The following is a 20,084-nucleotide window of genomic DNA, read 5'->3' on the forward strand; positions in this document are numbered from 1 at the left end:
CGCGAATGCGGTGTGCCAGCCACCTATTGGTCAACTGACAGTCCGCATTCGCGAGCAAGCCCGCTCCCACAGGGTATTGCGTTTAAATGTTGAGCAGTTGCAGGCGCTCGCGGATCGAAGCCTCGATCCCGGCTTCATCCAGCCCACACTCGGCCAGCATTTGCGCAGGCTTGGCGTGTTCGACGTAAATGTCCGGCAAGCCCAGGTGCAGCATCGACTTGAGGATGTTCTCGCGAGCGAGGAATTCGCTGACCGCGCCACCGGCACCGCCCATGATCGCGTTTTCTTCGACGGTCACCAGTAGCTCGTGGCTGCCAGCGATTTCGCGCACCAGCGCTTCATCCAGCGGCTTGACGAAACGCATGTCGACCACGGTCGCATCCAGCGTCTCGGCGACCTTCAGGGCTTCGGCCAGTTGCACGCCGAACACCAGCAGGGCGACTTTGCTGCCCTGGCGGCGAATCACGCCCTTGCCGATCTCGATCGGTTCGAGGTCTTTCTCGATGTTCGCGTTCGGGCCATTGCCGCGTGGATAGCGCACGGCCGCCGGGCCTTCATACAGGTGACCGGTGGTGAGCATTTTGCGCAGCTCGTTTTCATCGCTCGGGGTCATCACCAGCATGCCCGGGATGCAGCGCAGGAACGACAGGTCGAAGCTGCCCGCATGGGTCGGACCGTCTTCGCCCACCAGACCTGCACGGTCGATGGCGAACAGGACGTCGAGATTCTGCACGGCGACGTCATGCACCAACTGGTCGTAGCCGCGCTGCAGGAAGGTCGAATAGATCGCCACTACGGGTTTGGCGCCTTCGCAAGCCATGCCGGCCGCGAGGGTGACGGCGTGCTGCTCGGCAATGGCCACGTCGAAGTAGCGCAGCGGGAAGCGTTCGCTGAACGCGACCAGGTCCGAGCCTTCCTTCATCGCCGGGGTAATCCCGACCAGGCGCGGATCGGCAGCCGCCATGTCGCACAGCCATTCACCGAATACACCGGAATATTTCGGCCCGCTGGCCTTTTTCGGCGCGGCAGCCGGGGCATCCAGCGGTTCGAGTTTGGTGATGGCGTGGTAACCGATCGGGTCGACTTCCGCCGGGGCGAAGCCTTTGCCTTTCTTGGTGACGATGTGCAGAAACTGCGGGCCTTTCAGATCGCGCATGTTGCGCAGGGTGGCGATCAGGGTCGGCAGGTCGTGGCCATCGATGGGGCCGATGTAGTTCCAGCCCAGCTCTTCGAACAGCGTGCCGGGAACCAGCATGCCTTTGGCATATTCTTCGGTCCGGCGAGCGATTTCCCAGGCCCCGGGCAGGCGCGACAGCACTTTCTTGCTGCCTTCGCGCATGCTCGCGTAGGTGCGGCTGGAAAGGATCTTCGCCAGATAGTTCGACAAACCGCCGACGTTGCGCGAGATCGACATGTCGTTGTCGTTGAGGATCACCAACATGTTGGCGTCCACTTCCGGCGCATGGTTCAGCGCCTCGAACGCCATGCCCGCGGTCAACGCGCCGTCGCCGATCACCGCGATGGCCTTGCGATCACTGTTTTGCAGGCGGGCGGCAATCGCCATGCCCAGCGCAGCACTGATCGACGTGCTGGAGTGGCCGACGCCAAAGGTGTCGTACTCGCTCTCGGAGCGGCGCGGGAAGGCAGCGACGCCGTCCTTTTGGCGCAGGGTGCCCATGCGCTCGCGACGACCGGTGAGGATCTTGTGTGGATAAGCCTGATGACCCACGTCCCACACCAACCGGTCGTCCGGGGTGTCGAAGACGTAATGCAGCGCGATGGTCAGCTCGATCACACCCAGGCCGGCACCGAAATGCCCACCGGTCTGGCCGACCGTGTAGAGCAATTCCAGGCGCAACTCATCGGCCAGGGTTTCCAGCTCGGCTTCGCCTAACCGGCGCAGGCCGTCCGGCGTGTTCGCGCGGTCGAGCAGGGGCGTGGTTGGGCGCTTGCGGGGAATCTCATGAAACGTCGTGGGCATCAGGCGAATCGTTATAGGTATAAAAGATGCGGCAGTTTACCTGATGCTTCGTCCCCTGCCCACGCGTTGGTTTTTTTTGGCGGATACGCCGTCAACTGCGGCGATCGACGATATACCGGGCCAGATCACGCAATGGCTCGGCCGCCGCGTCAAACGGTCGCAGGGCGTGCAGGGCCTGGTCGCGCAACTCCAGGGCATAGGCTTTGGCGGCGTCGAGGCCGAGCAGGGCCGGGTAGGTCGGTTTGTCCCGGGCAATGTCGGCGCCCTGGCGTTTGCCGAGGGTTTCGGTATCGCTTTCGACGTCGAGAATGTCGTCCTGGACCTGAAATGCCAGGCCGATGGCCTGTGCATAAGTCTGCAGGGACTTGAGTTCGTCTTTCTCGGCACGGCCGCTGGCCAGGGCACCGAGTTTGACGCTGACTTCGATCAACGCGCCGGTCTTGTGCCGATGCATGTATTCCAGGGCTTTCTGGTCGAGCTTCAGGCCGACCGAGCCGAGGTCGATGGCCTGACCGCCGACCATGCCCGCCGGGCCTGCCGCCAGTGCCAGGGCGCTGACCATTTGCAGGCGGATTTCGGCCTCAGAAGTGCTCAGGCGTGGGTCGAGCAGGGCGCTGAAGGCCAGGCTCTGCAAACCGTCGCCGGCGAGGATCGCGCAGGCTTCATCGAATTTTTTGTGGGTGGTGGGCTGGCCGCGACGCAGATCGTCATCGTCCATGGCCGGCAAATCGTCATGCACCAGCGAGTAGGCGTGGATCAGTTCCACCGCACAGGCCGCGCCGTTGGCCTGCTCGGGTTTGCCGCCCAACGCTTCGCACGCGGCGTAGGCCAGCAGTGGACGCACGCGTTTGCCGCCATTCATCACGCTATAGCGCATGGCCTCGTACAGCCGCGCCAGCTCTGGGCTCGGTGCCGTGAACAGGGTTTCCAGGGCCGCATTGACGCGGGCCTGACTGGTTGCCGAGTACGCTGCAATCATTCTGGCTGATCCGCGTCGAAGGGTTCCTCGGCCAACTCGCCATCACGCTCGAGCAGTACCTGAACCTTTTGCTCGGCCTGGGCCAGCGCCGCCTGGCAATCGCGGGTCAGACCGATGCCTTGCTCGAAAGCGGCCAGCGAGTCTTCCAGCGACAATTCGCCATTCTCCAGACGCTCCACCAGCGTTTGCAGGTCGGCGAGGGACTGTTCGAAATCCAGTGCAGCTTTTTTGCGGGCCATGGCGGCGATTTCCGGTTGACGTTAAACCGGCGCGACACTAGCAGATAGGGGGTTTATGGGCAAATGAGCGGGGTGTTTGACAGGTGGAAAGCGCAGCTCTGTGGCGAGGGAGCTTGCTCCCGCTGGGTCGCGGAGCGGCCCCAAAACCAGCCACCCTGATTTTCATGCGTATTTGGGCCTGCTTCGCAAGCCAGCGGGAGCAAGCTCCCTCGCCACAGAAATCAGGAGTCCTTCACATCGGGATATTTGATCTGGTAGCGAGTGCTGCGCCCGCCACCGGGCAGGCGTTGCAGGCAGTCTTTGTTCAGCAGTTCGGCCAAATGACGGGTTGCGGTCGCTTTGGATACTTTGGCGACGGCTTGGTATTGAGCCGCACTGATGCCGTGCTCGAAGCCCCTTTCGCCGCCATCGAGCAAGCGATTCAGTACCTTGGTTTGTTCGGCCGACAGCTCGGATCTTTGGTGCGCCTGCCAGAATCGCGCCTTGCCCAGCACACTGTCGATCCGCGTCATGGCTTGTTGCAGGCTGCGCAGAAGAGTTTGCATGAACCACTCCAGCCACTCAGTGACATCGGTCGTAGCCTTTTGACTCGTTTCCAATACCCGGTAATAACCGGTGCGATCTTCAAGAATGCTTGCCGACATTGCGTAAAAACGAATCGCTTGAGCCTCGCCCTGCGCCAATGCCAGGTCGGTGATGGTGCGCGTAAGGCGGCCATTGCCGTCGTCAAAAGGGTGGAGCGTGACAAACCAGAAGTGTGCGATGCCAGCACGCAGCAATGGGTCGAGCCGGGCCTGACTTCGGCCGCTCTCAAACCAGTCGAGGAAGATTTCGAGTTGACGTTCAAGGCCAGGTCGAGGCGGCGCTTCGAAGTGCTCGGTTGGCTTATCGAGACGACCTGAGACGACCTGCATCGGTTCATCGCCTCGCAATGCACCGACACGAATTGCCCGGGCGGCAAGGTCGCCGTCCTGTTCCGGAAACAACCATTCATGCCAGTTCAGCAAACGATCCAGCGTCAGCGGCTCGGCAAAATGCTGCGTAGCATCGAGCATCAATTGCGCAAGACCTTCACTGCGTTGGCTAACCCTGTCGCCATCAACCAGATCCAGACCCAAGCGTCGAGCCAGCGACGAACGAACGGAGCCAACATTCAGTTGTTCACCTTCAATGGCCGATGAGGTGACGATGTTTTGCAGCAACGCATCCAGCTCACTTTGTGCACTCAGCGAACTGCCCACGGAACTGGCCATGCCCATTAACCGACCTTGCGCTTGAACGCACTCGCGTAACAAGGGCGCCAAGCGTTCGGCATTCCAGGTGAAACTCGGCCAATCGGGCTGTTGCCATATCCATCGAGGGGTCATGAACTTGATGCTCTAGAGGAGGGTGAGCCGATTAGAAAGGCTATTCGGCTCACATGATGAGCCGAATATGACGAATATTCGGCTCACCGTCCACCGTGAGTCGTGAATCCATCCGCACTTTGCGACACATCCGATTGTTAAAAAACACCCGACTGGCTAACCTTCGCGCCATCTACGACCCAACGGTCACGGGTCTTTCAGACGAAACGCAGTATCCACATCTGTAACGCGCCGAGGATCAGGCGCAAGGTTTCGTCATGCATGGCAGGAGGCATCACATGCGCTCATTTCTTTTGCTGCTGATCGGGTTGGCTATCGCGCCCGTGATTCTGGCCGCGCCGGGTGCCGAGTTATCGGAACCGGTAGGGGGCTGGCGTTACAACGGCTTGCTGGACCGTAGCGAAAACCCGCAAGTCGCCTATCCCACCCCGCCGATTGACCGAGGCGTGCAGCGCAATCGCACGATGATCGACGGCCGGCTCAAGGCTCTCGGCACTCAACGCGGGCCACACACCCTGGCGGTCAACGGCAATCCGCTGAACCTCTATACCGACGAGCAAGGGCGTTTCGCCCGGCCGTATGCGTTTGGTGCCGGTTCCAACAGCGTCGAAGTGCGCAGTGCCGAAGGTCAGTCCCTCAAGCGTGTGCAATTCTATGAAGCCAACAACCTGCGCACACCGGCAAGGATTCGCGTGGTGCTGGGTTGGGACGATCCGAAGGCCGAACTCGACCTGCACATCATTACGCCGGACGGCCAGCATGCCTTTTGGGCGCACTCGGCCTTGACCAACGGCGGCGGCCTCGACCCAGACGGCGTCGATGGCCCGGGTCCGGAAATGTTCACCATGACCGCACCGCTGCATGGCACCTATCTGGTTTACGTGAACTATTGGGGCAACTTCGGCAGCGGCGGCTATAACTTCGATGAGACCAGCAACCAGAACGAGGTGATTACCTCGCAGATCAACCTGGTGCTCAACGAAAATACCGTCGATGAAAAACGCGAGACGTTTATCGTGCCCCTGCGCGCAATCGGCGACCTGCTGCTGGTCAAGACTTTCAACTACTAAGCATCCCCGCTCCACGGATGAACATCGGGTTTTGTGAACATGAGTGATAGCGCTGTTACTCCGGCCGCTGGCGGTCCAGCGGCCAAACCTTCCCTGCATTGGCCGACGCTGCTGATCGGGATATGCCTGATCGTTGGCGTGGCCGGTGGGTTGGGGTGGTTAATGCACAAGCCCAAGGCCCCGGCACCTGTGTTGGCCAGTGACAAATTGGGCATGAGCCGCCCGGATGGCTTGCTGGAAACCCATTCCCTGAGCCAATTGCCCAAGGACCTGCTGGCAGTGCCGTTCCTCAAGGAAACCCTGACCGAAGATTTCGTCTTCTATTACGAAACCCACGCCGATCGCCTGGGTTTGATTGGCAGCTTGCGGCGGATCATCTACGAACATGACCTGAAGTTGCAGGACACCCTGATCGAGCAACTGTTCGATCAGCCTGCCGACGTAGCGTTGTGGCGCGGGGCGGATGGGCGGCTCAAGGATTTCCTGCTGGTGATGGATCGCGGCGGGCTGGCCAAGGTGCTGGAGCCGCTGGCCAAAGTGGTGCTGGACGACTCGCAATTGAGCAAAGTCGCTGACGTCAAAGTCGGTACCGACGATGTGGCGCTCTATCAACTCAACTACAACGCCAGCAAAGCGCTGCTGTTCGCGTCCCATGGCGACAAACTGGTGGTGCTGTCCAATCCGGCGAAACTCTACGACCCGCAAAGCGGTGCTGCACAGGAAAGCGGCAGCGTTTCGACCCAAGCCATCGCAGCCCTGCTCAAAGGCGACAAACTGTTCCCCGAAGCTTTCGGCCTGCCACCGCGTGCGCCGCAGGTGAAGCAACGCCTGTCGGTGAACGCCAGTGTGCTGGCCATGGGTTACCAGCGTTTCATTCCGAACTTCGCCGGCCTGCGTTTTGACATGGACGACAAGGGCTGGCACAGCTTTCTGGCCATGGATGAACTGGAGAATCAGCCGGACTTCGATTTCAAACCGATCTGGCAAGCCATGCCCATGGGCGCCAGCGCTTGCGTGGCGTTGCCGCTGGCTGCCGAACAACAGCAACCGCTGCTGGTGAAACTCGGTGCCGAGGAGAAGGTGGCCCAAGCATTGACTGAACACATGGCCGGTGCGGCGGGCTTGTGCTGGTATGCCGATTCGCGGCTGTACACGCCCTTGCTGGTGGCCAGCCTCAACGATGACGACAGCGGCAAACTCGATGGGGATTTGGGCAGCCTGTTCGGCTCGATGGTCGGCGCCTACGAGAACAACGTCGAAGACGGTGCCTTCCCGGTGCTGGAAAAGCAGGAAGGCCAGAGCCACCAGTGGCAACGTCAGGTCAGCTCCAGTTTCGGTCCCTATGCGGCCAAGGAAGCTGAAGACCCTGACGCCATCACCGGCAAGGCGTTCATGAAAGTCAGCCTGGCGCGGCACGGTTCGACGTTGCTGTTTTCCCTCGACGACAAGCTGGTGGACAAGGCCCTCGGCACCCTCGACAAACGCTTCCCGCCGATGGCCGACGTGGTGCCCAAAGACCTGCTGATGCCGGTCTATTTCGGCCCGGATTCGATGGCGCAACTGATGCAGCAGGAAACCCTCGACAGCCTGCCCCAGGACATGGAACCGGTGTTCTACAACGCTGCGCAATCCTACCTGATCCCGAAACTGCGCAAGCTCGGCGGCTACGGTAAATACGCCCTGACCTTGCCCGAAGGCAGCGAGCCAGATGGCCACTGGCAGTGGCTGCCGCTGGAGTGGAAAGCGCTGTGACGGCATTGATCCGCAGTCTCGGCCTGCTGGCATTGTTGCTGAGCGCAGGTGCCCGCGCTGTCGAGACACCGCCGCTTGACCCGCAGCAGTCCCAGGTGTTCCGCGCCTGGTTCGTGCGCATCGCCCAGGAGCAATTGAGCCAGGGGCCGAGCCCGCGCTGGTATCAGCAGGACTGCGCCGGCCTGGTGCGTTTTGCCGCCAATGAAGCGCTGAAAGTCCATGACGACAAATGGCTGCGCAGCAATGGCCTGTCCAATCGTTACCTGCCGCCGGAGCTGCAATTGAGTGACGCCCAGCGCGGTCTTGCGCAGCAATGGCAGCAGGGCGGCGGCAAGGTCGGGCCGTACGTCAATGCGATCAAATTGATCCAGTTCAACAGCCGTCTGGTCAGCCGCGATGTGTCACAGGCGCGACCGGGCGACCTGATGTTTTTCGATCAGGGCGACGACCAGCACCTGATGATCTGGATGGGCCGCTACATCGCCTATCACACCGGCACCACCACACCCACTGACAACGGCATGCGTTCGGCAAGCCTGCAGCAACTCATGACATGGAAGGACACCCGATGGATACCCGACGCAGCCAACCCCAACTTCATCGGCGTCTATCGATTGAATTTTCTCTCCCAATGACCGGTGCCCGCATGCTGCGTTTTCTGTCCCTGATGTTGGTATTGGTATTGCCATTCTCAGCTGTTCACGCCGAAGACAGCGTTCCATCCAGCGGCTATACGCCGGTGGCCGGCGAGAGTTTTTTCTTGCTGGCCGACAGCAGTTTTGCCAGCGATGAACAGGCGATGGTGCGCCTCGAAGCACCGGGCCGCGACTATCGCCGGTTTCGCATGGAACCCTACGGCGGTGCCGACATTCGGGTGTATCGCATCGACAAACCGCTGGATTTCCTCAAGCGCCAGAAAAACCTGCACCGGGTGGTCAGCGATGGCCAGTTCAAGGGTGAGGGCCTGTCCAATACCCTCGCTTACCTGTGGGACAACTGGTATCGCAAATCCCGTCGAGTGATGCAGCGGGCGTTTTCCTACGAGTCACGTAAACAAGTCACCGAGGAAGTGCCGGAACTGAAGATGGGCAATGCGATGGCCGCGCCAACACCCTACGATGCGCAGCCGCAATTCGCGCTGATACCGGGTCTGCCGGTGGTCAGCCAGTTCCGTTATCCGTTGTGGCAGGCCAAGCCGATCCAGCCACCGACAGGGGTGAATCTGGCCGGGTCTTCCAGCGAGTTCGTCAGCGTTGCGCCGGGCAACGTGTACATCCCGTTGGGCAATCTCAAACCGGGTCTTTATCTGGTGGAAGCACTGATCGGCAAGTACCGCGCGACCACCATGGTGTTCGTCTCCAACACCGTGGCGGTGAGCAAGATTGCCGGTGACGAATTGCTGGTGTGGGCTGCGCGCAAACACGAAGGCAGCTCGGTGCCGAAGGTCAATGTGCTGTGGACCGATGGCCTCGGCGTAATGAGCAGCGGCGCCACGGATAGCGACGGCTTGCTGCGTCTGAAACACGTCAGCCCCGAGCGTTCGTTCGTGATCGGCGAGGACGAAGAGGGCGGGGTGTTCGTCTCAGAAAACTTCTACTACGACAGCGAAATCTACGACACCAAACTCTATGCCTTCACCGACCGGCCGCTGTATCGACCGGGGGATTGGGTGTCACTGAAAATCGTCGGGCGTGAATTCAAGAATGCCCGGGACTCGGTGCAGCCAAGCGCTGCCGATGTCAACGTGACTGTGCTCGATGCGACCGGCACGGCGCTGCAATCTCTCGATTTGAAGCTCGATTCCAAGGCAGGCACCCAAGGCCGATTCCAGTTGCCGGACAACGCCGTGGCCGGTGGTTATGAACTGCGTTTCACCTACAAGGATCAGACCTACAGCAGCGCCTTTCGCGTCGCCGAATACATCAAGCCGCACTTCGAGATTTCGCTCAATCTGGTCAAGCAGGATTACCGTACAGGCGAGCCGGTCAAGGGCAGCTTGGTGCTGCTGTACCCGGACGGCAAACCGGTGGCCAATGCGAAATTGAGCCTGAGCCTGCGCGCCCAACAGCTGTCGATGGTCGACAACGAACTGCAATACCTCGGGCAATTTCCGGTGGAGCTGACCAGCACCGAACTGACCACCGACGCCAAGGGCGGTGCGTCCCTCGACTTGCCGGCAGCGGAAAAACCGAGCCGCTACATGCTCACCGTGTTCGCCAGCGATGGTGCGGCGTATCGCGTGAAAACCACCAAGGAAATCCTCATCGACCGCGGTGCGGCGAATTTCCGCTTGAGCGCGCCCCAACGTTTCAGCGCGGTGGGTGACAAGGTTGCGTTCAGCTACGCCCGCGAAGGCGAGCAGGCCGACGCCGTTACGCCAGGCAGCTACGGCTGGGTGCGCCTGGAAGACCAGAGCACCGGCGAAGGCAAACTCACGGCAACCGACAAAAGCTTCACGCTGGCCTTTGACCGGCCGGGCACCTACAACCTCGCGCTCAAGGATGATCATGGCCGGGTGGTCGGCGCCACCGGCCATTCGGTTACCGGCGAAGGTGTCAAAGCCGTACCCGGCACCGTGGAAATCGTCCTCGACAAGCCCGAGTACATCGCAGGCGATGAAGCGCTGGCACTGATCACTTTCCCGGAACCCGTGAGCGATGCACTGCTATCCCTGGAGCGCGACAAGGTCGAAGCCACCGCGTTACTTTCCAAGGGTGGCGACTGGCTGAAGATGGAAAAACTCAGCGATACCCAATACCGCGCGCGCATTCCGGTGAAGGACGGTTTCGCGCCGAACCTGACCTTCTCGGTGCTGTACACCAAGGGCGGCCAGTACAGTTTCCAGAACGCCGGCATCAAGGTAATCACGCCTCAGATCGACGTGCTCATCGCCACCGATAAAGACACCTACCAGCCGGGCGAAACCGTCTCGGTGGACCTGAGTACCCGGTTCGCCGGCAAGCCGATTCCCGCGCATCTGACGGTCAGCGTGGTCGATGAAATGGTCTACGCCCTGCAACCTGAGGTCGCGCCGAGCATCGACCAGTTCTTCTATCACCCACGACGCAACAATGTGCGCACCAGCGCCAGTCTGTCGTTCATCAGTTATGACGTCGCCTTGCCGGGCAGCCCCGGTGCACCGGGCAAAGCCAATCGCAGTGAGCGCGGCGTGAAAGTGCTGGAGCGGCCGCGTCGCGAGGATGTCGACACGGCTGCCTGGCAACCTGAATTGCTGACCGATGCCAACGGAAAGACCCGTTTCACCTTCAAGATGCCCGACTCCCTGACCCGCTGGCGCATCACCGCCAGAGCCATCGCCGATGACGGTCAGGTCGGGCAGAAGAAGCAATTCGTACGCTCGGAAAAACCGCTGTACCTGAAGTGGAGCGGCCCGACCCGATTCCGTGCCGGCGACAAACCGGACCTCGGTGTGTTCGCCTTCAGTCAGGCTGAGAACCCGGTCAAGGCCGAACTGGTGACCCGTTACGCCGGCAACGAACAGCGCGTGCCTGTGACCCTGAACAGCGGCATCAACTACATCCCGTTGCCGACCTTTGAACTGGCCAATGGCGAGTGGAGTGCGGAGCTGGTGCAGGACGGCAAAACCGCTGATGCCCTGGCAGTGCGCCTGACCGCGACCGGTGAAGGCTGGCAAGTGACCCAGACCCGGAGCCTCGATGTGAGCGGCGGCGATACGCCGCTGACGTTGCCGGCAGACGCCAGCGATATCCGCCTGCGTCTGGACGACAGTCCACAAGCGTTGTTCCGTTCTGCACTCGACGATCTGTTGAGCTACCCCTACGGCGGCGTCGAACAGACCGCCAGTCGCCTGTTGCCGTTGAGCATCGCCTACCCGACTCTGGCGGCGAATCCGCAGATCCGCGATCGCTTGCGCCTGATCATGCAAAACAGTCGCCTGCGCCTGGTGCAAATGGCCGGCCCTTCGGCGTGTTTCACCTGGTGGGGTATGGACGGCGAGCCGGATGCGTTCCTCACCGCTTACGCCTATTACGCCGACTGGCACGCCAGCCGGGTGCTGGAGCTGAGCCTGCCGCCGGAGCATTGGCAGCGGGTGCTGGAGGTCTACGCCAAACAGGCGAACAACACGCCGCTGTTGCAGCGGGCGCTGATCCTGTCGTTCGCCAAACAGATGCAGTTGCCGGTCAACACCTTGCTCAGTGGCTTGCTGGAAGACCTGGCGAAAGCAGGCGAGGGCACGGCCGCGAACCTGATGGAAGACGGCGAAGACAGCCTCGTCATGAGCGATCCGGATTCAGCGTTGGGGCTGGCTGCCGCACGAGTGCTGACGGCATCGCTGGCCAGGCAATCGAAGGTTGTTTTGCCGGACGCGTTCAATCGGCAACTGGCCGACGCGCAGCAACGTCTGGCGTTCAGTTCCCAGCCGTTTGCCGAAGCGTTGAACCTGTCGCTACAACCCTTCGATCAGGCTCACGCCCAAGCCTTGCTGCAACGTTTGCTGCCACAGCAATCCACACTGGAACGGGCGCTCGCACTCACTTGGCTGCAACGCAGCATTGAGCAGGCCGCGCCGGCTGTGGCCTTGAAACCGGGTGAGGGCTGGCAGCAGGAACAGGGCGCGACAGGTGAGATTTATTGGACGTGGCAAGGTGCGCAACTGCCAAGCGTGTTGTCGCTGACCTGCGCGCAAGAGCGTCCGCTGCGCGCCGCATTGAGCTACCGGAGCCAGCAGCCGGTGGTCGATCCGATGGCCGTGACCATCACCCGTCGCCTGTCGCGACTGGTGCCGGGGGATGAAGCCTTCACCTTCAAACTCGAAGCGGTCGGCAGTGCGCCGCTGTCCAGCGACAACCTCTATCTCGACGAAGTGATCGTCACCAGCAAAGCCGCCAGACCGCTGCGCTACGGCCTGCTGGAAGTGCCGTTGCCGCCGGGCGCGGATGTCGAGCGCACGACCTGGGGCATCAAGCTCATGGGCAAGGCCGGCACCGAGCCGACGGCGCTGGAGAAAGCGCGTTTCGAACCGGGACAAATGGCTTATGCCGTTCCGGTCGATGCCTTGAGTGGCGAATTGCGTCTGCGGCATTTGGTGCGTTTCTCGCAGAAGGGGCAATTCAACTTGCCGCCGGTGCGTTTCACTCAGGTGTATGCGCCGCAGCATCAGGCGTTGGAGCAAAAGGCAGCCCTTGGCCAGGTCACGGTTCACTGACGTGCACAGGCTGCTGCTGGGTTGGCTGCTGTGTTTGATTCCTGTGCTGGCGACGGCGCAGGACGAACCGCTGCGCCTGGCCTTTAACGGCGATTTGTTGTCGCTGAGCCGAACGCAGGTGATCGCCCGCGAGCCCTTGCCGCCGACGTTGCAGACGCCGCTGGGCAGTGTGTGGAAGTTGTTCGTCTACGCCTGGCTGGTCGATACCGGCGCACGTGAGCCGGCTTATGAATGCCGTGGTCAGTCGAAGGAAGAGGTTTATTGCTGCACGGCGGGCGGAAAGATCGAGCGTGATCAGGCGTTGGTGAAGTCATGCGGTTTGTATTTCGAACCCGCGAGGCTGGGCATCAGCGATGCAGGTTGGCGAGCCTATTGGCAGACGCGGCAGGCGCCGCAATGGTTGCAGGAGTTGCCGTCGCTGCAACCGGCCACACGGGTTTCGGTGGCAGAACTGTTGAAGGTGTTGGCCGTGCTGCCGGTGCAGGATCAGGCCCGGCGTGTGCTACTCGATGTTGTGCTGAATGCCGCCGATGGCAACGTCGTCGGCGAACTCGGTAGCCGTCTGCGCGTGAAGACCTGGAGCTGGTTGGCGGATCAGGATGCCGCGTTACGCCAAGGCGGGTTTGCCGGCTGGACGGCGGACGGTACACCGATCTGGGTCGGAGGACGGGGCACCAGTCAGCGGGTACTGCGTGATTACGCGCAGGCATTGTCTACGGTGATTCCTGTTGCATGGCCTGCGGATGCAGGGAAATGCGTAGAGGTCGACCTATTCTCCCGCTATCCACTTCGGCGCGTGCTGTCAGAGGGTAGTGTGGTGTCCTCCGGGGCGTTACAGGGTGACTACCGCGTCGAATTCGCCAATGGTAATGCGATGGATATCCACAGCGACGGCGAACTGTTTCTGCTCAACGACAAGCTCGTCGCCCGGCTGGATCGCGAAGAGTACGTCGCCCGTGTGCTCCAGCGCGAAGCCAGCGCCGAACCGGTCGAGGCCGCCAAAGCGCTGGCCGTGGCCATCCGCACGTACCTGCTGCAAAACGCCACGCGCAGCGGCGATTGCCTGAGCATCGAAGACAGCAGCAGCCGCCAGCGAGTCGCACCGCGTCCGGCGTCGCCCGAGTCACGCGACATTGCCGCGTGGACCAGCGACCTGATCCTGGCTGGCAGCACCGTCACCTACCATTCCGATCAACCCGGCCCGGACAAACTGTCCTGGCAGCAAGCTGTCGAACAGGCCCGTGCCGGCCAGCGCTACGACGCCATCCTGCTGCACGCTTACCCACGCGCCAGTCTCAGCCGCTGGGACAACCCGGTCGCGTCCTGCGAAGCGTTGCCCGCCGCACAAGATTGGCTGCAGAAACAACGGCGCGGCTGGCGCCCAACACTTGAAAGCGAAACCGGCTACAACGAAGTCAGCACCTTCGCCGTATGCCGCCTGACCTTCGGCCGCCCCTATGTCGACCGCGAACGCCAGCGCATCTACGTGCGCGGCGCGCAGACGCTGCAAGACCGCCTCGACCTGACCCACGAATACCTGCACCTGGCCTTCGAAGCACACCCCAACGGCCAGGATGAAACCTACATCGAAGGGCTCGCCCGCCACCTCTTGCTGGAATAGGCCATGAAACTCCGTTATCCACAGGTCTTGCTGTTGCTCCTTTCGCTGACGGCATTGCCGTGGGCGATGGCAGCGGACAGCGTCAAACTCGAAACCCCCGCAGGTGGCTGGCGCACCGGCGCGCCTGAGGGCGAAGGGGAAAACTTCCGGCAGACCGTCAACTACCCGGCCTCCTCGGTGAACACCCCGACAGGGCAGGCCAACACGGCACGCATCAGTGGCCAGATCAAAGCCACAACCAAATCCGCAGAGCCCGGCCGGCTGATCGTCAACGGGGTGAGCATGCCGCTGAAAATCGACCCGGCCGGCCGCTTCGATCGCCCGTTCTCATTCCCCAACGGCAGCAACAGTGTCGAGGTTCGCAGCCCCGATGGCCAACAACGTCACCGCACGCAATTCCTCAACAGCAGCGGCGGCGCAACCCCGGCAAAATTGCGCGTATTACTGTCGTGGGACAGCGACAACACCGACCTCGACCTGCACCTGATCACCCCCGACGGCGCGCACATCTGGTACGGCGACCGCGTCGCCCCCAACGGCGCGGCGCTCGACGTCGACGTCACCACCGGCTACGGCCCGGAAATCTTCGCCATGCCCGCGCCGATCAAGGGGCAATATCTGGTGTATGTGAACTACTTTGGCGGCGGGTACAGCAGTGATGAAGAGGGGCAGGAAGACGCGGTGCAAGCGCTGACCACCGCGCAGGTGACGGTGATTACCGAGGAGGGGACGCCGAGCGAGAAGATGGAAACGTTTCTGGTGCCGATGCGGGCGGTGGGGGAGTTGACGTTGGTGAAGGGGTTTAGTTATCCGTGAGGGGAAAGTGACAGCAGTGCTGACACTATTGGTTCTGCTTTTGTCTCAGCGCTGCTGAGACAAATGCAGATTCTGGGCCGTTCACTTTCTTTCAGGCATTAAAAAGCCGGCTTGTGGCCGGCTTCTCGGGGACTGGCTTGGATCATTTTTGGTAAACCGCGCCAGCCTTCAAAACGTACACCCGGATCTTGCGTCCGGCTGTGGGACTCGGCGAGAAAATCATCTGCCTTGTCGGTGCGATCTGAGCCGCGGGGCGGGTCGATGCGCAAATGTGGGGCGCAGCATACTGATTTTTTTGGGGAATTCCCAGCTTGGTGTACGGGTTAAAGGTATTACGGTGATCTGGATCACTACAGAAATGGTACTTCCGGTCTGCGCTTGTTCAGCGTCGACCACCAGAACACCCAACCCAATACTCGGATGTTCTGTTCCTCGATTTGTGCAGCCCTGAAGATTTCATCCGGGTGCTCGGCGCTGTTGTGGCTGCGCATGCGCAACGCGTTACCGGGGACTCGATGCAGGTATTTGATTCGTAGCATGCCGTCGTGCTCGATTGCATAGATCTCGCCATCGATAATTTGCGTTAGTCCGCGATCAATGGCGAGCATTGAACCGTCTTCAATTTTCTCGGCCATGCTGTTGCCGATCATGTGGGCGCAGATGGCGTCGACGTGGTTGATTTCCAGGGAGTCGAGGTGGCTGCGGGGCAGTCGGATGGATTGGCCGGGATCTTCGACGACGTGGGTTTTGTTGGAGCCTGGGGCCGTGGCGGTTTCTTTATAAAGGGGCAATTCGACGTCGGTGGGTTCGATGACCGTGTAGACACCGCGGATGGCCTGGGCGTCGAAAGTGTTGCCAGTCTCGTCGAGCAGGCGCAGGTGTCTGGCGTCTTTCTGACCTTCACCGGTTTTCAGCCATTCACTGTTCACGGAGAGTCGCATGGCGACTTCTTCCATACAGTGGGCGGGCACACCGCGGGTGTACCAGTTATGGACATTTTGCGGCGCCGTGTTCAAAAATTCGGCAAAACCTGATGTCGTGATGTTGGCAAGTCGAAGGAGCGCTCGAAAGCGTGGGCCGCTAGTGTTCTTTTTCATAAACACGAGTCTACGTAGGCGGAATAAGGCTTTGAATAAACGAACTGTTCAAATTCGAGGGAAATTTAAGACTTGATGTAAGACGTAAACGGCGAAAATTAAACAAGAAAAAACCAAGTCAGAGGTTCTTTAAACACAGTGTTTAAGTGGTGCTTTCCAAACGCCCACAAAAAACCCCGGTTTTACCGGGGTTTTTCTTGCCGCTTGCCGCTAAAAGCTTGCAGCTGCTCTTAGCCTTTATAGGCAGCAACCGACTTGGTGATCGCTTCGCGGGCGGCGTCTGCGCCGGCCCAGCCTTCGATCTTCACCCATTTGCCTTTTTCGAGATCTTTGTAGTTCGCGAAGAAGTGCTCGATCTGCTGAATCAGCAGCGCTGGCAGGTCGGTGTATTCCTTCACGTCGACGTACAGCTGGGACAGCTTGTCGTGTGGGACTGCGATGACTTTGGCATCGCCGCCGCCGTCGTCGGTCATGTTCAGGATGCCGACTGGACGCGCGCGGATCACCGAACCTGGAGCAACCGGGTAAGGGGTTACAACCAGCACGTCGAGGGGATCACCGTCGTCAGCCAGGGTGTTCGGGATGTAACCGTAGTTGGCCGGGTAGAACATTGGGGTGGCCATGAAACGGTCAACGAACAGGCAATCGCTGTCTTTGTCGATTTCGTATTTGATCGGCGCGTGGTTGGCCGGAATCTCGATCGCGACGTAGATGTCGTTCGGCAGGTCTTTGCCAGCCGGAATCTTGCTGTAGCTCATTGGGCGTTGCCCCCGTTAGTTGACCAAAAACAATTGGCCGGATTGACCAAAAAGTGGCGGCGATTATAGGCATATTCCTGGATCGACGCCATGTACCAGAAGTCGTATGGCGCTCACTGGTGTGCCTGATAGACAGGGTCGTGCGCCTGAAGTTGCTTCAACCTCGTCAGCGGGTCCTGGCGATAGAACAGCTTCAACTGCCGGTACACCTGTGGATAAGCCTCGTGCAGCAAATCCGGGGCGCTGAAGAAGTATTCGCTGGTGACGGCGAAGAATTCGCCGGGGTTTTCCGCGGCGTACGGGTCGATGGCGGTTTCGGCATCGGGATTACGGTCCAGTTGCCGGTTGAGGTCTTTGTAGGCTTCTTGCATGACGCTGGCCCATTCGCTGACCCGCATGTCAGGGTGCAGCGGCGGCAGGCCGTTGGCGTCACCGTTGAGCATGTCGAGTTTATGCGCCAGTTCGTGGATCACCAGGTTGTAGCCCTCCCAGCCACCGCTGGCCATTACGCCGGGCCAGGCGAGAATGATCGGGCCTCGCTGCCAGGCCTCACCGCTGTGTTCACCGTCCCATTCGTGCTCGACGCCGCTGGCATCGCGATGTCGCTGGGGGCTGAGGAAGTCGTCGGGGTAGAGAATGATTTCGTGGAAGCCCTGATACCAGTTCAGGTCGCCAAGATTCAGCAATGGCAATTGCGCCTGGGCGGCGAGCAACAGGTGTTGTTCTTGATGCAGTTCGACGCCGGGCAGGGCAGTCAGGTGCTTGTCTTCGAGGAACAGTACGCAGGCTTCACGCAGCCATTGGTCTTCGGCGGCGCTGATGCCATCGAGAAAACTCAGGTGATGGCGCACCCGTTGCCACATGTCATCGGCAATCGGGTGCCTGGCCAGGATGCGCCGGCGACGCCAGGCGCTCAGGGACCACATCGTGTCAGCGCGATTCGGCTTTGGAGCTCGAACCCGCAAGGCGGTTACGTACGATGCTAATGATCATCGGCAGCAGCGACAACAGGATGATGCCGACTACCAGTAGTGACAGGTTCTTCTTGATGAACGGCACGTTGCCGAAGAAAAAGCCGAGCGTCACCAGACCGCCGACCCACAGGACAGTGCCGAAGACACTGAAGGCAAAGAAACGCGGATAGGGCATTTTCCCCACACCGGCGACGAATGGTGCAAAGGTGCGGATGATTGGCAGGAAGCGCGCCAGGGTCACGGTTTTGCCGCCATGTTTGTCGTAGAAATCGTGGGTTTGTTGCAGGTAGTCACGGCGGAAGATCTTCGAGTTCGGATTGCTGAACAGTTTTTCACCCGCCGTTCGTCCAATGATGTAGTTGGTGCTATCACCCAGAATCGCCGCCAGCATCAGCAGACCACCGAGCAGTACCGGGTCCATGCCGCCACCGGCCGCCACGGCACCGGCGATGAACAGCAGCGAGTCGCCCGGCAGGAAGGGCATAACCACCAGGCCGGTTTCACAGAAAATCACCATAAACAGAATGGCGTAGATCCATGCCCCGTAGTTGGTTACAAGCATGTCGAGGTAGACGTCGAGATGCAGGACAATGTCGATTGGGTTGAAATCCATGGAAAGCACCTGTGGTAATGGCCCGACTCAGCAGGCCTGTGCGGATGACTTCGAGTAAGACTACAGATAAGGGTAGTTTTTCTTACAAGCCGGGAAGATCGGGATTATACGAGGTGAGAGGTGAAAATCGCGTCGAGATTGTAGCGAGGGATGTCGTGGCTGACCGGTGGCTTGATACCGAGCCTGTGGGAGTGAGCCTGCTCGCTCCCACAGGCTCATATGCTTCAGAGTTCGTCGCTGATCGGCAGCACGTAGTTCTTGAATTCGGTGTCTTCCTTGAATCCGATGGACTCGTAGGTTTTCTGCGCGACTTCATTGTTGCTGCTGGTGGAAACACGCATGCGCACGGCATTGGTTTCCTTGGCCATTTTTTTTGCGGTGCGGATCAGGTTATCGGCTACCAACTGACGGCGGGCGTCTTCGGCGACATAGATGTCGTTGAGGATCCACACGCGTTTGAGTGAAAGCGATGAAAAGCTTGGGTACAACTGGCAGAAGCCCATCAGTTTGTTGCTGTCGTCATCGGACAGCGCCAGGTAGATCACCGATTCCTTGCGACGCAGACGTTTCTCGAGGAACGCCCGGGACGAGTCCGGATACGGCAGGGAACCATAAAACTCGCGATATTTGACGAACAACGGGGTCAGCAGGTCCAGGTGTTCGAGGGTCGCTTGAATAATCCGCATGGTAGGTCTCGTCTTCAAGTGGCTGTCTTACGTCTCTGACGGCGATGGGAAACCCTTGGCGGCCGCGCCACGATCCTGCCTGAAACTGGTACGAATGTGCAATGCGCAAGCGGTTCAGGCATTCGGCGGGCCGAGTAGGAAATTACCTTTCATGTCGGTTCCCGCGTCCGACTCCAGTGTCTGAACCTGTGCTTCGTCCTTCAGATTGACCCCTGACAACTGCCGCCGGCAGGCTTCGCGCATTAAATACAGCAAACGGTGTGCCGCCATGCCGTAGCTCAGCCCTTCGAGCCGGACATTGGAGATGCAATTGCGCCACGCATCCGTCAGGCCGACCTTTGGATTGTAGGTGAAATATAAACCCAGGCTGTCCGGGGAGCTGAGGCCAGGGCGTTCGCCGATGAGGATCACGGTCATTTTTGCGCCAAGCAACTCACCGACTTCATCGGCGACCGCCACCCGGCCCTGTTCCACGAGTATGACGGGCGCGATGGTCCAGTCGTCTGCCATTTGCTCTTCGAAGCGCGCCAGAAACGGCAGGGTGTGGCGATGGACGGCCAGTGCCGACAGGCCGTCGGCGACCACAATCACCAGATCCACGCCACCCGGATGGGCCGCCGCGTAATCACGCAGGGTCTGCGCCGACACATCACTGAGTTTTCGCCCCAGGTCGGGGCGTTGCAGGTACATGTTGCGATCCGTCGCCGCGCTGTGCAGCAACAGGCTTTCGCGTCCGCGTTCGGCCAATTGCGAGTTGAGTGCTGCATGATCGAACGGCAGATGCACTGCATCACGCGCCTGAGCGTGGGCGTACTGGAAGTCCAGTTGTGCGCGGGTAGGAATACTGGTGCCGGTTCGGCCCAAGGCAATCCGCGCTGGCGTCAGACGCCGCAGTTCCAGCCAAGGGTTGTGGGGATCGAAGGGTAGTTTATCCATGTCATTG

16 protein-coding genes are annotated in these 20,084 nt (G+C 60.4%); 6 read left to right on the plus strand and 10 right to left on the minus strand.

Annotation, left to right across the window (positions count from 1 at the left end):
- Nucleotides 1-82: 82 nt before the first annotated feature.
- The 4 genes from dxs to AC07XF_RS13570 form a co-directional block, all read right to left on the minus strand.
- On the minus strand, nucleotides 83-1,981 hold the full coding sequence (dxs, locus tag AC07XF_RS13555) for a 1-deoxy-D-xylulose-5-phosphate synthase (protein ID WP_495026892.1): 1,899 nt from the start codon (nucleotides 1,979-1,981) through the stop codon (nucleotides 83-85).
- 91 nt (nucleotides 1,982-2,072) lie between these two features.
- Nucleotides 2,073-2,960, minus strand: coding sequence for a (2E,6E)-farnesyl diphosphate synthase (gene ispA / locus AC07XF_RS13560; RefSeq protein ID WP_007984469.1), 888 nt, complete (start codon nucleotides 2,958-2,960; stop codon nucleotides 2,073-2,075).
- A complete protein-coding gene (locus tag AC07XF_RS13565) occupies nucleotides 2,957-3,199 on the minus strand; it encodes an exodeoxyribonuclease VII small subunit (RefSeq protein ID WP_007970180.1) in 243 nt (80 codons plus the stop codon). Before AC07XF_RS13565 ends, ispA begins: the two co-directional genes overlap by 4 nt.
- Nucleotides 3,200-3,420: 221 nt before the next feature.
- Nucleotides 3,421-4,566, minus strand: coding sequence for a Fic family protein (locus AC07XF_RS13570; RefSeq protein ID WP_495026893.1), 1,146 nt, complete (start codon nucleotides 4,564-4,566; stop codon nucleotides 3,421-3,423).
- Nucleotides 4,567-4,844: 278 nt separating this feature from the next.
- On the opposite strand from AC07XF_RS13570, the gene AC07XF_RS13575 reads away from it, so the two are divergent.
- Genes AC07XF_RS13575 through AC07XF_RS13600 form a run of 6 tightly spaced genes read left to right on the plus strand, consistent with a single transcriptional unit; the run spans nucleotide 4,845 to nucleotide 15,013 of the window.
- Nucleotides 4,845-5,636, plus strand: a complete 792-nt coding sequence (locus AC07XF_RS13575) for a YfaP family protein (RefSeq protein WP_495026894.1) — start codon at nucleotides 4,845-4,847, stop codon at nucleotides 5,634-5,636.
- A 39-nt stretch (nucleotides 5,637-5,675) separates the two neighbouring features.
- Nucleotides 5,676-7,388, plus strand: coding sequence for a DUF2138 domain-containing protein (locus tag AC07XF_RS13580; RefSeq protein ID WP_495026895.1), 1,713 nt, complete (start codon nucleotides 5,676-5,678; stop codon nucleotides 7,386-7,388).
- Nucleotides 7,385-8,023, plus strand: coding sequence for a DUF1175 domain-containing protein (locus tag AC07XF_RS13585; protein ID WP_495026896.1), 639 nt, complete (start codon nucleotides 7,385-7,387; stop codon nucleotides 8,021-8,023). The genes AC07XF_RS13580 and AC07XF_RS13585 overlap by 4 nt, the downstream gene beginning before the upstream one ends.
- A complete protein-coding gene (locus tag AC07XF_RS13590) occupies nucleotides 8,020-12,576 on the plus strand; it encodes an alpha-2-macroglobulin family protein (protein WP_495026897.1) in 4,557 nt (1,518 codons plus the stop codon). The genes AC07XF_RS13585 and AC07XF_RS13590 overlap by 4 nt, the downstream gene beginning before the upstream one ends.
- Nucleotide 12,577: 1 nt before the next feature.
- Complete coding sequence (locus AC07XF_RS13595; RefSeq protein ID WP_495026898.1) at nucleotides 12,578-14,197, plus strand: DUF2300 domain-containing protein; 1,620 nt, start codon at nucleotides 12,578-12,580, stop codon at nucleotides 14,195-14,197.
- A 3-nt stretch (nucleotides 14,198-14,200) separates the two neighbouring features.
- Complete coding sequence (locus AC07XF_RS13600) at nucleotides 14,201-15,013, plus strand: YfaP family protein (RefSeq protein WP_495026899.1); 813 nt, start codon at nucleotides 14,201-14,203, stop codon at nucleotides 15,011-15,013.
- A gap of 350 nt (nucleotides 15,014-15,363) precedes the next feature.
- Here AC07XF_RS13600 and AC07XF_RS13605 read toward each other — a convergent pair whose 3' ends face one another.
- From AC07XF_RS13605 to eutC, 6 genes are all read right to left on the minus strand, one after another.
- A complete protein-coding gene (locus AC07XF_RS13605) occupies nucleotides 15,364-16,110 on the minus strand; it encodes a LexA family transcriptional regulator (protein WP_495026946.1) in 747 nt (248 codons plus the stop codon).
- A 230-nt stretch (nucleotides 16,111-16,340) separates the two neighbouring features.
- A complete protein-coding gene (ppa, locus tag AC07XF_RS13610) occupies nucleotides 16,341-16,868 on the minus strand; it encodes an inorganic diphosphatase (RefSeq protein ID WP_007990564.1) in 528 nt (175 codons plus the stop codon).
- 113 nt (nucleotides 16,869-16,981) lie between these two features.
- Complete coding sequence (locus tag AC07XF_RS13615; protein ID WP_495026900.1) at nucleotides 16,982-17,794, minus strand: M90 family metallopeptidase; 813 nt, start codon at nucleotides 17,792-17,794, stop codon at nucleotides 16,982-16,984.
- A gap of 4 nt (nucleotides 17,795-17,798) precedes the next feature.
- Nucleotides 17,799-18,455 (minus strand): DedA family protein, encoded by a 657-nt coding sequence (locus tag AC07XF_RS13620; RefSeq protein WP_495026901.1) that lies wholly within the window; start codon nucleotides 18,453-18,455, stop codon nucleotides 17,799-17,801.
- 224 nt (nucleotides 18,456-18,679) lie between these two features.
- Nucleotides 18,680-19,141 (minus strand): GNAT family N-acetyltransferase, encoded by a 462-nt coding sequence (locus AC07XF_RS13625; protein WP_007990572.1) that lies wholly within the window; start codon nucleotides 19,139-19,141, stop codon nucleotides 18,680-18,682.
- Between the two features lie 114 nt (nucleotides 19,142-19,255).
- Complete coding sequence (gene eutC / locus AC07XF_RS13630) at nucleotides 19,256-20,077, minus strand: ethanolamine ammonia-lyase subunit EutC (protein ID WP_495026902.1); 822 nt, start codon at nucleotides 20,075-20,077, stop codon at nucleotides 19,256-19,258.
- Between the last annotated feature and the right edge of the window lie 7 nt (nucleotides 20,078-20,084).

It is taken from the genome of Pseudomonas sp. GW821-FHT01C01 (assembly GCF_059422645.1).